Raw genomic sequence first — 14,898 nt, forward strand, 5'->3', positions numbered from 1 at the left:
GCCTAGTTAAGCTGCGTTTTCTTATTTAAAACTGCGCAACTGGAGTTTTGTCTATCATATGCAGAATCAGGTCTCGTAAAACATTTACCCAGTCATGTTCAATCACCATCTGGTCCGAACATTGAGATTCTTCCAGATAACCATAATCCAGCGGTTTCGCGGTTTTCACATCGTAAAAAGCGTACGAAGCCGATATATACACGCAATTATTATTTATGGTAGATCCAACATTCATGTCAACAGACGCCATATATGTAGAAGCCCCTTCCTTCACGCGAATTTTGGACTTCAATCGAATACTATCCAAAACCATATAAACATCGGCACTATCCGACATAGATTTCAGCACGGGAACACGAAGTTTTTCACCATCAACATCTTTTTCGGAGTAAGAAACAAGATCCTTGGAAATTTCACTGATCTTATAATGAGAGCTTGAATTGAACTTAAGCGTATTATCGACATTACTCAAAAACCACTCCGACATCTTTTTCATTTCTCCGGGCAGCATGAGAACATCCTTCTCACATATAGTCGTCCTTGCGCCCCCAGCTACATTAGCGTTTGTAAAATACCAAGGGAACATCGGGCAATTATCCTTTGTCGAATCTACGACAACAGGTGCAGTGAACACCACCTGCAAATTCGATGGTTTCGCCGTCCATGAAGCATCTTTGTGTTGCTTTGATCCCGAACAGCCAACAAAGGCTAGGCCAAGCAAAGCAAAAACAACGAACAACTTAACGAATCTCATTCTCAACTCCTTTTTTATGTAATTCTAAAAATTAGTTTGTTTAAATATAAAAAATCCGTCGCACTTGTATGCAACGGATTGAAGTATTTCGAAAAGGCGACCCCGGGACTAGTCCGGGGTGACATTAAGTGCCTAATCTCCAGTGCGGTAGTTCGGGGCTTCCTTCGTAATCGTCACGTCATGCGGGTGAGATTCGCGGAGGCCTGCGCCCGTGATACGGACAAAGGTTGCCTTCTTGTAGAGTTCTTCGAGGTTTGCAGCACCGGCATAACCCATGGCAGAGTGGATACCGCCAATCAGCTGGTAAACGGTGTCGCGGAGCGGTCCCTTGTACGGAACGCGGCCTTCGATGCCTTCCGGAACGAACTTGCGCGGTTCCTGAACGCCACCCTGGAAGTAACGGTCAGCAGAGCCAGCCTTCATGGCACCGAGAGAACCCATGCCGCGGTAGCTCTTGTAGCTACGGCCATCGGCGAGAATCACTTCGCCCGGAGCTTCTTCGGTACCGGCAAAGAGGGAGCCCACCATCACGGCGTGACCACCAGCGGCCAGAGCCTTCACGATGTCACCAGAGAACTTGAGGCCACCGTCGGCGATAATCTTCACGCCCACCTTGCGAGCCATCTTGCCGCATTCCACCACAGCGGAGAACTGCGGGTAACCCACACCGGCCACGATACGAGTCGTGCAGATGGAACCCGGACCGATACCCACCTTGACGATGTTGGCACCGCACTTGGCGAGTTCTTCGACAGCTTCCGGCGTGCAAACGTTACCGGCGCAAATCGTGAGCTTCGGGTATTTCTTGCGAACGGTCTTCACCATGTTACGCACACCGATGTGGTGGCCATGAGCCGTATCGATAATCAACAAGTCCACACCGGCATCCACGAGAGCCGCCACGCGTTCCAGCGTATTGGCAGACGTGCTCACAGCGGCACCCACGAGCAGCTGGCCGTTCTTGTCGAGGCTAGCGTTCGGGTTGTTTTCGCGCTTCAAAATGTCGGTCATGGTAATCAGGCCCTTCAAGGCACCGGAAGCATCCACCAGCGGGAGCTTTTCGATACGCTTTTCGGCCAAAATTTCCTTAGCCTTGGCAAGGCTAACCTTCGGGCTTGCCGTCACCGGATTCTTCGTCATCACGGAACGGATCTTCACGTTCATGTCGCTTACGGTGCGGAGGTCACGGCTCGTAAGCATGCCGACGAGCTTGCCCTTGGACAAAATCGGGAAACCGCTCACCTTGTTCTTGGCGCGGAGTTCAAATGCAGCAGACACCGGTTCGTCGGCATCGAGAGTCACCGGATTGGTCACGATACCGGACTGCCACCGCTTGACCTTGCGGACTTCTTCGGCCTGGTCTTCGACGCTCATGTTCTTGTGGATGATACCGAGACCACCCTGCAAAGCGAGGGAAATAGCGAGCGGAGCCGTCGTCACGGTGTCCATGGCGGCACTGATAATAGGAATGTTAAGCTTAATATTCGGGGCGAGCTGGGTGCTCACGTCGGTCTGAGCCGGCAAAACGGAGGATTCAGCGGGAACGAGCAGGACGTCATCAAACGTCAAGGCTTCAGGCAAAAGTTTCATAAGTACCTCTTTTTGCGAGGTAAATATAGAATAGTTTCAGCCTTTAGTCACTAGTAACAGGTGAATATTTTACCAAAATTTGACTATTTCCCGTTATAACGTTCCATGCACTTTTCGATGCCGAGCTTGAAATAGCATTCGACAAGTGCAGGGACCTTTGAGATGGCCTCTTCGAACACGGGGCGGTCTTCGGGAGAGAACTTGGCAAGCACCCAGTTGCTGAGGTCAAATTTCGGAGGGCATTTGCCAACGCCAAAACGGATGCGCGGGAACTTGTCGCCTACATGCTCAATAATATTGCGGAGCCCGTTCTGGCCACCGTGACTGCCGTCCTTGCGGCAACGGATTCGGCCCACATCCAAATTAATGTCATCGCTGAAAACCAGCAGATGGTCCACTTTCACCTTGTACCAGGTCATCAAGGCCTGCACCGCTTCGCCAGACAAATTCATGTAGGTCTGCGGCTTGGCGAGCAAGCATTCTTCGCCGGCAATGTTCACCTTCATGGTCAGCGCCTTGTGTTCGCTTTTCCAGTCCTTGTTCGGGTCGGCCAGTTTTTCTACCGCCATAAAGCCCGCGTTGTGGTGAGTGTTAGAGTACTGAGTACCAGGATTTCCGAGACCAACAATAATGTACATGCCCCAAATATAAAAAAAGACCCACCCTTTATTCAGGGCAGGTCCTTTGAAATTTTCTAAAAGAAATTCTAAAAGAAAATTACTTGGCTTCGGCAGCCGGAGCTTCAGCAGCGGCAGCTTCTTCAGCCTTCTTACCGCTCTTGGCAGTAATGGTGAAGATAACGGTGCGCGGCTTGCAAGCAAGTTCGATACCGTCTTCGAGCTTCAGGTCCTTGGCGTAGAAAGTCGTCGGAGCCGGGAAGTCGGAGATATCCATTTCGAGCACGGCCGGAATCTTGGACGGCACAGCGGCGAGCTGGATGTAACGGTTCTGCTGAGCGAAGGTACCACCCTGGGTCTTGACACCAACCGGGAGGCCGCTGAGCTTAACGAGAACGCGAACCTTGACCTTGGAAGCATCGTCGATCTTGAGGAAGTCGATGTGTTCAATTTCCTGAGTCAGGGGGTTCTTCTGGTAGTTGTAAATTACGGCAGCGTTGCCGGCCTTGCCATCAATTTCCAGGTCGAGAAGCGTGTAACGCTTACCCGGGGCGAGAACCTTGCGAACATCGATTGCGCTAACGCTGATATTCACAGACTCCTGACCCTTACCATAATAGACAGCCGGGATCTTGCCTTCCTTGCGGAGACGGGCGTTGTCGCGGCTCTTGCCTAGCACTCTCGAGGTTGCTGCGAGCTTTGTGAGTTCCATAATTTTACTCCAATTAGTAAATGGTTAAAAAAATTCATTGGGGTAGCTGGATTCGAACCAACGAATAACGGAATCAAAATCCGTTGTCTTACCACTTGACGATACCCCAATGGTGGCGCAAATATAGCAAATTTGCGCAAATTTCAAAGGCCTTTAGCTAAAAACCCTCGAAAAAACGGGTCACGACCTGGTACCTGGAGAGCGGTTTCAGCTCTTCGGCAGCCGCTTTTGCCTGCTCACGGGTTGCAAAAACGCCAAAAACAGACGCCCCCGACCCCGACATCAAGATGGAGGTCGCCCCGAGGCGCTTAAACTCATTCTTCATTTCTTCGACAAGGGGGTGCTTCGGGAATACCGATTCCTCGAAACCGTTAAAACCGTTGGCCAGGGCATATTCAATGGCGGACTTGCCTGCCGACTTGCACTTGGCCTTGAAGGTTTCCCAGCGGTCCGGACCGGACTTGGGCACGCCGGCATAGGCATCCTTGGTCGGCACGGAGTCCAGCGGAGTGGCCACCAGCAGGTACTGTTCTTCACTCAGCTGCAAGGGCTTGATAAAGGTGAGCTTTTCGCCGATACCCTCGGCAAAGGCAGAACCGCCACGAACCAGGAAGGGCACATCGGCTCCGAGACGGGCACCGATTTCTTCGAGCTTTTCGGGCTTGAACTTGAGTTTCCACAACTGGTTCAGCAGGCGAAGCGTGGCCGCCGCGTCAGCAGAGCCCCCACCGAGGCCTGCCCCCAGAGGCATAATCTTTTTCAAATAAATATCAGCACCGTGAGTAGTGCCCGATTCCTGCTGCAAGAGCTTGGCGGCCTTGTAAACCAGGTCCGATTCCAGCGGATAGTTCTGCGGTTCATTGTAGCAAAGCGTAATGCGGCCATCTTCGCGAATTTCGGCACTTACGGTGTCGCCGGCATCGATGGTCTGGAACAGGGTCCCCAAATCATGATAGCCGTCGTCACGTTTACGAATAACATCCAAAAACAAATTAATCTTGGCAGGAGCGTATTCTTTCATGGCGTCAAACTTAGTAAAAATTTTTCACTAGAAGCAAAAAAGTTGTATATTAAAGACACCATAGAGTCTAAAAAGGCTTGGCAAATAAAAGGAGTTAGGCATGAGAGTTCACCGTTCTACAATGGTGTTTTTTCTGATTTTCGCCATTGCGGCTTCTATCTTCGCCCAAGAAACAGTTTTCTTGGGTAGCCTTACCTCGCAGGCCGGGGTAGGACTCCCGAATGCGCACCATAACAAGGGCGATTTCTTGCTCGGCCAGACGATTTTTGACGGAACAGTCAAATCGTACCTTGACGAAGCCATGGTCTATGTGAACGCCCAGCTTGTCCACGACGCCTTAGGCGCTCAATCGACAAACGGTTCGTCCGCATTCACCGCTGACGACGGAACATACGCCTTAAAGCTACGCGAAGCCTATATCGACTGGAAAGGCGAACTGCTAGCACTCCGCATAGGTCGTCAGATTACTTCGTGGGGAAAAGCCGACGACATCCAGATTACCGACGTGCTGAACCCAAGGGACGAATCGAGCTTTATTGCAAGCGATTACAACGAGGCTAAACTCGGGGTTGACGCCGTACGCCTTTCTCTGTTGACCAAGCAGACTCAATTCGACGCGTACTGGATTCCGTTTTTCACGCCAAGCATTCTTCCACTCGCCAGTGGGAACCCGCTCAACAGTCAAGTTTTCCCAAGGGAATTTGATGGATCGAGAGTTGATGTTCCCGAGACTTACAGGGATTTTGACCTTCCCGAAAAGAAACTTTCCCATAGCGAGCTAGCCTTGCGTGCAAGCGTCAATACATCAGTTGCAGCCCTGTCACTATACGGTTTCTACGGATGGGACGACACACCCTTCATTAGTTACACCCGCTACATAAACACTCAAGTTGAAGAATTCTATCTGGACACCTTTGTTGTTTCTGGAAAGTACAAACACATGTCCATGGTCGGTGCCGATGCAGCAATCCCCTACGACGACATCGTATTCCGTTTCGAAGGAGCGTTCTTCCCCAAGCGCCACTTTCAAACAACAGCCTATTCTCAAATAGACGAACTCGTAGAAGGAAAAAAACTCACCGCAAGTGAACGAAAGAATCAAGCTTTGGGCCTAGCGGGCCTCGACTGGACACCGAGCGGCAGCTGGACCATTACAGCGCAGTATATCATCGATAAGGTTTTCGATTACAGTGACAACCTTGAGAGAAGAGAATTCGAGCACCAAGCCACACTCAGCATCGAGAAATCTTTCTTGAACGAAACAATAACCGCCATGGGGTCCGGTGCACTCGACTTGAGAAATTTTTCTTCTGCAAGCGAACTGGAACTGGATTACAAGCTGACCGAAGCCATCACGCTTAGTCTCATCGGAAACTTTTACTTGAAAGGACCTAACAAATACGGGCTGTACGGAGAATACCACGATTTTAGCAGTGTCACTTTCAAAGGAAAAATGTCATTCTAACTTTCTGGAGGGGAGTCATGAATAAAAAAGCTTTATTCGCATTCGCGGCCGTCCTTTGCGCAGGCAGCCAACTTTTCGCAGAAGATGCCCCAGAAAAAGTCACTCAAGCACAATCACCTTGGGCTTTTTCAGCGACGACATCAGCGGCCTACTATCCTGAAGTAGAACACGACCGCGGCTCGACTCACATCGCAGGCATCAGCGGCCCATACGACGGCATTGAAGCTGTAACCGAATTGGACGCCGCCTACACGCTTCCCTTCTTGCGTGGCAATGACGGATTCACCGCCGACAACCATGTGACCTTCAATATGGGCCTAGAAATTTCACCCGTTACGGTCGCACCAGTCGCATCGATTACCGTATCGCCCATTGCATTTTTGGAACTGGCCATCGGCGGCACGGCGGGAACTGGCTGGAATTTTTTTGACTTGTTCCAAGGTATGGCCGCATACAACGAAACGAAGCCCGAATACAAGGACTTGACGCCCTTTGCCCACTGGTACTTGTTCGGTTGGGGAAGCGCATGCCTCATGTTCGATCTTGCCGCCCTGTGGGAAGGCGACTGGCACCATATTGTAGCAACGGCCACCTACAAGGCTGGCTACCAGAAATTGACCGGTACCGACAGCGATGTCTGGCTTTGGCAGGCCTCCGATGGTTTAGCTAGCGGTTGGATCTACGAGCAGGAATATTTTATAGGCTACCAGATGCCCTTGAAGCTTTCGATGGTCGGTGTCGGCACCACGCTTTCGGGCCATTACCAATCCAGCGACTTCGGCGACTATTCATCAAGCTACAAAGGCGATTTCATGACCATCGACATCTGGCCCATGGCAGAAATCACGCTAGGCAAGAAAGACAAGCTCTACGTGCTTCTGGATTTCGAATCCCGCAGGAGTTTCCACGAAAAATACAAGGACAGCGAATACGAGCCTCTAATGACCTATAGCGGTAGAGAATGGCTGTTCTATACCATCGGATTCCAGTGGAAACACTTATTCTAAAAAGGTGCTATCACCCGAATTTTCCGGAGCGTTCCATGTTCTGGATTTCTTCGATTCCAAGGAGCATGGCGCGGGGTTTCGAGTTACCCTTGGCAGGGCCACAAACGCCGAGACTGTAAAGCTGGTCCACAATCTTACCGGCGCGACTGAAGCCCACGCTAAAGTGGCGCTGCACCGCCGAGGTCGAAAGCCCGCGACATTCCACCGCCCAAACAGCTACATCGTAAAGCAACTTGTCGAGCTTGCCCAAGTCCTTGCCTCCGCCCTCGCCGTCTTCGTCGCCTTCGCCGTCGCTGACGTCGAAGGATTCTACCTGCGGATAGAATACGTTCTGGTCGGAGCAGGCATCGGCAAGCTTTTCGGCTTCTTCGTCGCTCAAGAATGCGCCGTGAACACGAACCGGTTCAGGATCGTTCACGGCCTTGTAAAGCATGTCGCCGCGGCCCAGGAGTTTTTCGGCGCCGGCATGGTCCATGACCGTGCGGGCGTCGATTTGCGATGCCACCTTGAAGCTGATACGCGTCGGCAAGTTCGCCTTGATAATACCCGTAATGACCTTGACCGAGGGGCGCTGCGTTGCCAACACAAGGTGAATGCCCACGGCACGAGCCTTTGCAGCAAGGCGCGCCACGTTCTTTTCGATTTCCTTGCCAGCCACCATCATGAGGTCCGCCATTTCATCGATAATCACCACGATGAAAGCCATGCGATGACCGCGGTCTTCTTCGGGCACCTCGTCGGGCAACTCGCCCGCTTCAAACTTCGCGTTAAAGCCACCAATATTACGCACCTTCGCAGCCGCCAAGACTTCGGTTCTGCGGTCCATTTCATAGCAAAGCCACTGCAATGCCTGAATGGCGATTTCGGGCTTGGTAATCACCGGGGCCAAAAGGTGCGGGATGTTTTCGTACATCTTGAGTTCCACCGCCTTCGGGTCCACCAGAATCATGCGGAGTTCGTCAGGAGTCTTACTAAAGAGCATCGAGGCCATGAGGGCGTTAATGCAGACAGACTTACCGGAACCCGTCTGACCGGCAATCAGCAAGTGCGGGGCCTTGGCCAAGTCCATGGTGAAGGCTTCGCCGGTAATGTCTTTACCCAATGCCACCAGAATCTTTTCGGGCGAGGGCTTGAACTTTTCGCTCTGGAAAACATCCAGGCTGTACACCGTCTGGAATTTGCGATTCGGGATTTCGATACCGACGGCAGCCTTGCCCGGAATCGGAGCCAGAATACGCACCGACGAAACGCGGAGCGGAAGCGCCAAGTCTTCTTGCAAGGCGGAGAATCGGCTCACCTTCATGCCCGGGCCCGGTTCCACTTCAAAGCGGGTAATCATGGGGCCCGTTTCGCAACCGATCACGCGGCCCTTCACCTTGAAGTTTTCCAGCTTTTCTTCCAGCATCTTGCCAATAGCGTTCAGTTCGTCTTCGCTGTAATCGGCCGTCTGGGGTTCATGCTCTTCCAAGATGTCGCTAATGGCTGGCACCTTGTATTCATCGTAAACCGTGGTCGGGTCACGCTGCGGAATGGGGGCTGCCTTCATGCCCGCTGTAGATGAACCGCTAGGCACATCACCAAAGGAATCTCCCATGGTTCCATCTGGAATTTCGGGAACTTCGCCCACATCGTCGGCGCCGTAGACCTCCGGCACAAAAGTATCGTCATCAGAGGCAGCCACATCAATCGTCTTGGCGCCATCACCACCCAGCAAGTCTTCAGCATTAAAGGCGGCTTGTTCGGCAACCGTAGGCTCCCCTGCCACCATGGTACGTTCTTCGGCGGGAACCTGGGTCATCGTCCTCTGAGTCGCACCCTTTGCGGCCACCACCGTCCGGGCAGCCATGGAGCCCGTCACGCCACCTTCGCGGCGCACATCGCCCTTCACCTGCATACGGCCACGGTGATCCTTTTCCCAAGCAATCAAGTCGCGGGCACGTTTCAAGGCAGCAATTTTTTCCTTGACTTCCACGATTTCGAGGGCATTCATCTTGCCACCGTTCTGGCGCAAGTAATCTTCCAGCCTGCGAATTTCGGGATCCTCATCCAGATTGTATTCGCCTGCCACATTGTTCGTCGTATCCGGTCGGGACTCCGCCACCTCTTTTACCTGGCGCGGCGTCATTGTCTGCAGCACTTCATCCGGGAGGTTCGGGACTTCGTCCAGGCTTCCGTTCAGGCTGAATTCATCATCCATCCAGTTGCTGCGACCGTTGAAAGGCGTCACCTTGCCCTTGCGGCGAATCTTGAAACCGTCGGGCTTGATATTCACCGTATTGTCGTCCATGTAGACGCCACGAGGGAGCCCCGCACCCAAATCCATATTGGTCTGCACCTGGGGCATGCGGCGGGCATCCACCGGCTCATAGCCCTTGCCGTCCACCGAGTCCTTTTTCTGGAACACCGACTTGAACCAATTCGTCGTCTGCACCACAAACTTGAAATGCCTCGGACGGAGCCCAAAGGCAATCACCAGAATCAAGCCAATCACCGCCACCGAAATGCAGACCGGCAACAAGAGGGCCTTTCCAAAAAGCGGAGCCACCACAAACTGGTTAAAGAATTGCCCGAAGGCGCCACCGCCCTGAATCAGGGCATCTTTCGTAACCTTCGTCACCCCGTAATTGCGGAGGGAGAAAAGGAACGAGAAAACAACCGACAAAAGGGTAAGTCCAACCGCATAGCGGACAAAGCGACCACGCCTCGATACAGACACCAGGGCGGCACCCCACAAGACCAAAGCCGAAGACACCACCAGGGAAGCGACCCTGCCAAACACGAAGGCCAAGGCATCGGGGAACATTTTACCCAAATAAGGGCCCAAGATGTTTTCCCGTACACCGCTGTAAGCCGAACAAATACAGGCAATCATCAATATGGAGCCGAACCCCACCAGGGCCCAACCGCCAAGAATGGCGCCAAAGCTCTGTTCAGAGGGCGAAAAATCGTCATTTTTAGAAGACTTTGCCGATTTTCCCGCTTTTTTCGATGTCGATTTCTTTTGAGTAGCCAAAATGCCTCCGCAAGTACCTCCTAAATATAGCATTATATTATCTTTTTATTATGCAAATAAAGTTTTCGAAAAAGATCAAGAAAGTTTTATCCGGCTTCTCTATTTCAGCCCTTATCGTCTTGATTATTCTCATCTTTGGAAGTACGCAAAACGACATCCAGGGTTCTACACGTAACAGTGCAGAAGCAATGGAAAACCTTTTTTACGATTTATTCTTTAAAGCCGCCACCCATTCCGAAAAAGCCGACGAAGAAGACAATACTACCCACAAACGAGTTTCCATTAGCGACAGCCTAGACCAGAACATTTACATTGTAGATATTGACGAAGCCTCCCTGACCAAACTCGGTAACTATAACGAATGGGACCGTTCCATTCACGCCAAAGTCATCCAGAACTTGAGCGAAGGCGGCGCCGCGGCCATCAGCTTCGATATTCTGTTTAAAAGCGCCGATTTCGGTGTACAAAAGACGAACCAGGCGGTAAGCGTCCTCAAGAAAATCGCCCCCGAAGCCGAAGTGGATTCCATTTATCCCGCTTTGCTGGCCAATTACAACTTCGACTCCATGCTGGTAAATTCCGTCAAGGAAAGCGGAAACGCCATCGTCTGCTACATGTTTGACGACCGCAAGTCCTACAAGCACCCTTCCCAATGGATTCCCCTGAGTACCCAGGAACGTGCCGACGCCATCGGTTACACCTCTACCCTGGACACCACCCAGGTAGACAAAATCGATGACGTGGAAGCCAAGGACCTGCTAGACAACATATTCCCGGAACTGGCCCAAGCAGGCGCCAAGTTCGGCTCCGTTAACGCCTACCCCGATAACGACGGCGTGGTCCGCAAAGTTTCCATGCTTTACCGGTTCCCCAATCCCACCCTGGATATCATCCCGCTCCTGGACACCACCAACGCCGACGACAAGGAAAAATACAACGCCATTGTCAACGGCAGCAACGAAAACTACGTATACTCCACCATGTCCCTCATGACCATCCTGCACCTGTTCCACAGGGATCCCAAGGATATCCAGGTCAAGATGGGCAAATATATCGACGTGGGCAAGCCCTTTGGCATTTATCGCGACTCCATGGGCACCTACCATACGACCTACCCCAACTTTAGTTACCACATGTTCCTGTTGCTCCGCGAGACCCTTGCCGAAAAGAAAATTCAAAACAAGGCCAGCGAAGGAATCCTCGAAATATCCCACAAAGTATTCGCCCATAAGGACAAGAACGGGAAAATTTCCATAGAGCTTTCCAATGGTGGCACCAGCAGCATTCTTGACGAAGAGGAATCAAAGCTTCTGATGAAAGTGACCCTCGAGCAACTGGACGCCCTGGAGGACCACGAATCCGTAAAGCTCACCAAGGATTACATTATCCGAAAAGACGAAGATGACGAAGGCTTCTTCCAGATTGTAAGAAAGCCGACCGACAATGACGACGAGGACGAAGACGAGTCCATCGACTTCACCCGAAGCGCCATCAAGACCCTGATATTCTACAAAGACACCCTCAAGCGCATGCCCGCAAACCAGAAGATGATCCTTTCGCTGGACATGCAAATCCATTACAACAAGAGCATCAAGAAATGGAATTCTAACCAGGCCATTCTTTCGGACGACGTGATTCGAAACATTCAGGCCACCAGCGACGAAGCCATCAGCAAGCTCAAGCCCGGCGAAGAACTTCGATTCGGAAAGGCAAAGCGCATTCCCATTGACAAATACGGCCGCTATCAGGTCAAATACAAAGGCCGCTACAACGAAATCAACAACAGACGATTCCAGCACCTGTCCTACTACGACGTTTACAAGGGACGCGTAGACAACCTGTTCTATCAAGGAAAGATTTTCATTCTCGGTTCTGCCGCGGCGGCCCTATTCGACTTTGTGCCGGGCCCCCACGAAGAAAACTACCCCGCCGTGCTGATTCACGCTACCATTATCAAGAACATCTTGGCAGACGACTACCTGATTACCTTAAGCGAAAAGAAACAGCAGATTATCGTCATCCTGCTCGCCCTCCTCTGCCTTATTCTGGGTCTTTACTTTACAAGCTCTATTTCAGTGGCGCTGTCGATTATATTGATGGGCGTTTACACCTACATCGCCTACAAGTACTTCCAGGGAGGCCTCTACATAGGTGTTTCAAAGCAATTGCTGGCCATGTTCCTGACAAACATTACAGCTCTGGTGGTGCAATTCTACTTTGAAAACAAAGAAAAGAACTTTATCAACAACGCGTTCAAACAGTACATTTCTCCCGAACTGATTGCCGAACTGGTGGACAACGAAATCATGCCGACCCTGGGTGGCGAAAAGTCCAACATTACGGCCTACTTTACCGATATCGCAAGCTTCTCCACCTTCTCCGAAAAGATTGGTGACCCGAGTAAACTGGTTGACCTGTTGAACGAATACCTGACCGCAATGACGGACACCCTGCTCGAGAACCAAGGTACTCTGGACAAGTACGAAGGCGACGCCATTATCGCCTTCTTCGGCGCCCCCATGCCGCTCCCCAACCACGCCCAAAACGCCTGCGAAACCGCAGTAGACATGCAAACCAAGCTGATGAAGTTGCGTAGAAAATGGGCCAACGAAGGCGACAAGTGGCCGAAAGTCGTTCATGACATGCACATGCGCATCGGTATCAACTCCGGTGACATCGTGACGGGCAACATGGGCTCTACCATGCGCAAGAACTACACCATGATGGGTGACGCCGTGAACCTAGCCGCCCGTCTCGAAAGTGCCGCCAAGCAGTACGGCGCCTACATCCAAATCAGCGAAGATACCCAAAAGCACCTGGAAGAAGGCTACTTCATTTATCGTTCCCTCGACACTATCCGCGTGATCGGTAAGAGCCAACCTGTAAAGACCTTCGAACTTCTGGCAAAAACCGGCTGCGAGAACGAAAAGGCCCTCAAGGAACTGGTCGGCATTTGGGAAAAGGCACGCGCCTGCTACCTGAACATGCAATGGGACGACGCCATCGCCCTGTTCACCCAATGTCTGGAACTGGAACCCCACCACCCCGACCGCGATCCGGGCAGCAAGACCACGCCTTCCCATGTATACATCAAGCGCTGCGAGACATACAAAACAACCCCGCCTGTTGCAGAAGGCGAGGTTTGGGACGGTGTCTATACCGCTACAGAGAAATAAAAAAAGCCCGCTTTCGCGGGCCATTTTTTTATTCAAACTTTTTAATTCAGTTCGATATTGTCGATCAGGCGAGTCTTTCCGAAGAAAGCGGCCACCAGAATCACCACCTTGTCTTCGGCAGCAAGAATGCCGGCGAACTTCTGCAGGTCCTTCTGGTTTACCACTTCTACAAACTGCACAATGCCATGAGCAGCGATAATGGACTTCAGTACGATATCGCGAATCTTGCTTACGGCACGTTCGCCCTTTTCGTAGGCTTCCTTGGCCAGCTTCAGGCCTGCGCTAATGGACAAGGCGTTGGCACGTTCTTCGTCGCTCAGGTATTCGTTGCGGCTAGAAAGGGCAAGGCCCGAATCTTCGCGCACAATCTTTACGCGGTGAATCTGGATATCGAAATTCAAGTCCTTCACCATGCGTTCAATCAGGAACACCTGCTGGTAATCCTTTTCGCCAAAGTAGGCGTGGTTACAGCCAGAAATCAGGAACAGCTTAGAGACAACCGTCAAGACACCGCGGAAATGGCCCGGGCGGTAGGCACCGCAATACATGCCTTCCAGGGTTTCGTCACGAACCATGGTCATGGGGTCGCCATCGGGGTACATTTCCTGGACGCTCGGAGCAAACACGTAATCGGCACCCAGCGATTCGGCCAACTTAGCATCGGCTTCCAAGCGCTTGGGGTACTTATCCAAATCCTCGTTTTTACCAAACTGGATCGGATTCAGGAACACGCTGACCACCGTCACGTCGCATTCCTTGACAGATTCCTTAATCAACGCACCATGGCCGGCGTGCAAGGCTCCCATAGTGGGAACAAGCCCGATGGTCTTACCCTGCTTCGAAAGGGGCTTGATGATTTGACGCAAGGAATCAATAGAATTTACGATTTGCATTATTTACCTTCTGGAACAAAATAAGTCGTCTGCTTGGGGCATGCGGCAATAGCGTCCAGCACCAACTGCAGATGAGCTTCGTTATGGACAAAATCGATGTTGTCAGTATTGATAATCAGCACCGGCGCATAAGGGTAGTTCCAAAAATAGTTGTCGAAACGTTCCAGGAGCCCATTCAGGTAAGACCCTTCGATGGTCTTTTCCATGGCACGGCCACGGCCGTGAATGCGCTTGAGGAGGGTGGGAACCGATGCTTGCAAGTAGACGACCAAATCAGGCCTCGGAATATCGTGATTCAGGGCCTTGGCCACCTGATCGTACATGGCGTATTCGCTTTCGGTCAGGTTCTGGGCTGCAAAAATTTGGTCTTTGTCGTATGTATAGTCACTAATCAAAAGGTCGCGGAAAAGGTCACTCTGGATAGCCGAATTCTGCAACTGTTTTAAACGGTCTAGCAAGAAGAACAGCTGGGTCTGGAAAGCGTACGCTTCCTTGTTCTGGTAGAACTTTTCAAGGAAGGGATTTTCCGAGAAGTTTTCCTCAATCAGGGTCGCCTTCCAGCGGTCCGCAAGAATTTCTGCAAGAGAAGTTTTCCCTACACCGATAGCGCCTTCGATGGCCAAAAAATGAACGCCTTTTTCTCTCAGCAT

The 14,898-nt window shown here is 51.6% G+C and carries 11 protein-coding genes and 1 tRNA gene; 3 read left to right on the plus strand and 9 right to left on the minus strand.

Annotation, left to right across the window (positions count from 1 at the left end; translation table 11 throughout):
* Positions 1-25 precede the first annotated feature (25 nt).
* From ACJMNB_RS02505 to ispE, 6 genes are all read right to left on the minus strand, one after another.
* Complete coding sequence (locus ACJMNB_RS02505) at positions 26-754, minus strand: hypothetical protein (protein ID WP_405338661.1); 729 nt, start codon at positions 752-754, stop codon at positions 26-28.
* A 132-nt stretch (positions 755-886) separates the two neighbouring features.
* Positions 887-2,344: an IMP dehydrogenase gene (gene guaB / locus ACJMNB_RS02510; RefSeq protein ID WP_405338663.1), complete on the minus strand. Its 1,458-nt coding sequence runs from the start codon at positions 2,342-2,344 to the stop codon at positions 887-889.
* An 83-nt stretch (positions 2,345-2,427) separates the two neighbouring features.
* Positions 2,428-2,982: an aminoacyl-tRNA hydrolase gene (gene pth, locus ACJMNB_RS02515; RefSeq protein WP_405338665.1), complete on the minus strand. Its 555-nt coding sequence runs from the start codon at positions 2,980-2,982 to the stop codon at positions 2,428-2,430.
* A 79-nt stretch (positions 2,983-3,061) separates the two neighbouring features.
* Positions 3,062-3,673, minus strand: a complete 612-nt coding sequence (locus tag ACJMNB_RS02520; RefSeq protein WP_405338667.1) for a 50S ribosomal protein L25 — start codon at positions 3,671-3,673, stop codon at positions 3,062-3,064.
* A gap of 37 nt (positions 3,674-3,710) precedes the next feature.
* Positions 3,711-3,782: transfer RNA gene (locus ACJMNB_RS02525), tRNA-Gln, on the minus strand.
* A gap of 48 nt (positions 3,783-3,830) precedes the next feature.
* Entirely contained in the window at positions 3,831-4,694 is an 864-nt protein-coding gene (ispE, locus tag ACJMNB_RS02530; RefSeq protein WP_405338669.1) for a 4-(cytidine 5'-diphospho)-2-C-methyl-D-erythritol kinase, read from the minus strand.
* 100 nt (positions 4,695-4,794) lie between these two features.
* Between ispE and ACJMNB_RS02535 the strand changes: the two genes are divergently transcribed.
* The gene (locus ACJMNB_RS02535) at positions 4,795-6,159 is read left to right on the plus strand and encodes a DUF1302 family protein (protein WP_405338671.1); all 1,365 of its coding nucleotides are present in this window, start codon (positions 4,795-4,797) and stop codon (positions 6,157-6,159) included.
* Positions 6,160-6,176: 17 nt separating this feature from the next.
* Positions 6,177-7,166 (plus strand): hypothetical protein, encoded by a 990-nt coding sequence (locus ACJMNB_RS02540; RefSeq protein ID WP_405338673.1) that lies wholly within the window; start codon positions 6,177-6,179, stop codon positions 7,164-7,166.
* A gap of 10 nt (positions 7,167-7,176) precedes the next feature.
* On the opposite strand, the gene ACJMNB_RS02545 is transcribed toward ACJMNB_RS02540, so the two are convergent.
* Positions 7,177-10,179: a DNA translocase FtsK gene (locus ACJMNB_RS02545; protein ID WP_405338675.1), complete on the minus strand. Its 3,003-nt coding sequence runs from the start codon at positions 10,177-10,179 to the stop codon at positions 7,177-7,179.
* 50 nt (positions 10,180-10,229) lie between these two features.
* Between ACJMNB_RS02545 and ACJMNB_RS02550 the strand changes: the two genes are divergently transcribed.
* Complete coding sequence (locus tag ACJMNB_RS02550; protein WP_405338677.1) at positions 10,230-13,355, plus strand: CHASE2 domain-containing protein; 3,126 nt, start codon at positions 10,230-10,232, stop codon at positions 13,353-13,355.
* Positions 13,356-13,396: 41 nt separating this feature from the next.
* Here ACJMNB_RS02550 and panC read toward each other — a convergent pair whose 3' ends face one another.
* Together panC and ACJMNB_RS02560 are read right to left on the minus strand one after the other, a co-directional pair.
* Entirely contained in the window at positions 13,397-14,248 is an 852-nt protein-coding gene (gene panC / locus ACJMNB_RS02555) for a pantoate--beta-alanine ligase (protein WP_405338679.1), read from the minus strand.
* On the minus strand, positions 14,248-14,898 hold the full coding sequence (locus tag ACJMNB_RS02560; RefSeq protein ID WP_405338681.1) for a deoxynucleoside kinase: 651 nt from the start codon (positions 14,896-14,898) through the stop codon (positions 14,248-14,250). Before ACJMNB_RS02560 ends, panC begins: the two co-directional genes overlap by 1 nt.

This window comes from Fibrobacter sp. (assembly GCF_045131395.1).
GTDB lineage: Bacteria > Fibrobacterota > Fibrobacteria > Fibrobacterales > Fibrobacteraceae > Fibrobacter.

Coding starts and splice junctions, on each gene's coding strand:
- ACJMNB_RS02550 (WP_405338677.1), top strand. CDS start 10,230: ATGCAAATAAAGTTTTCGAAAAAGATCAAGAAAGTTTTATCCGGCTTC.
- pth (WP_405338665.1), bottom strand. CDS start 2,982: ATGTACATTATTGTTGGTCTCGGAAATCCTGGTACTCAGTACTCTAAC.
- ispE (WP_405338669.1), bottom strand. CDS start 4,694: ATGAAAGAATACGCTCCTGCCAAGATTAATTTGTTTTTGGATGTTATT.
- guaB (WP_405338663.1), bottom strand. CDS start 2,344: ATGAAACTTTTGCCTGAAGCCTTGACGTTTGATGACGTCCTGCTCGTT.
- ACJMNB_RS02560 (WP_405338681.1), bottom strand. CDS start 14,898: ATGCTGAGAGAAAAAGGCGTTCATTTTTTGGCCATCGAAGGCGCTATC.
- panC (WP_405338679.1), bottom strand. CDS start 14,248: ATGCAAATCGTAAATTCTATTGATTCCTTGCGTCAAATCATCAAGCCC.
- ACJMNB_RS02505 (WP_405338661.1), bottom strand. CDS start 754: ATGAGATTCGTTAAGTTGTTCGTTGTTTTTGCTTTGCTTGGCCTAGCC.
- ACJMNB_RS02520 (WP_405338667.1), bottom strand. CDS start 3,673: ATGGAACTCACAAAGCTCGCAGCAACCTCGAGAGTGCTAGGCAAGAGC.
- ACJMNB_RS02535 (WP_405338671.1), top strand. CDS start 4,795: ATGAGAGTTCACCGTTCTACAATGGTGTTTTTTCTGATTTTCGCCATT.
- ACJMNB_RS02540 (WP_405338673.1), top strand. CDS start 6,177: ATGAATAAAAAAGCTTTATTCGCATTCGCGGCCGTCCTTTGCGCAGGC.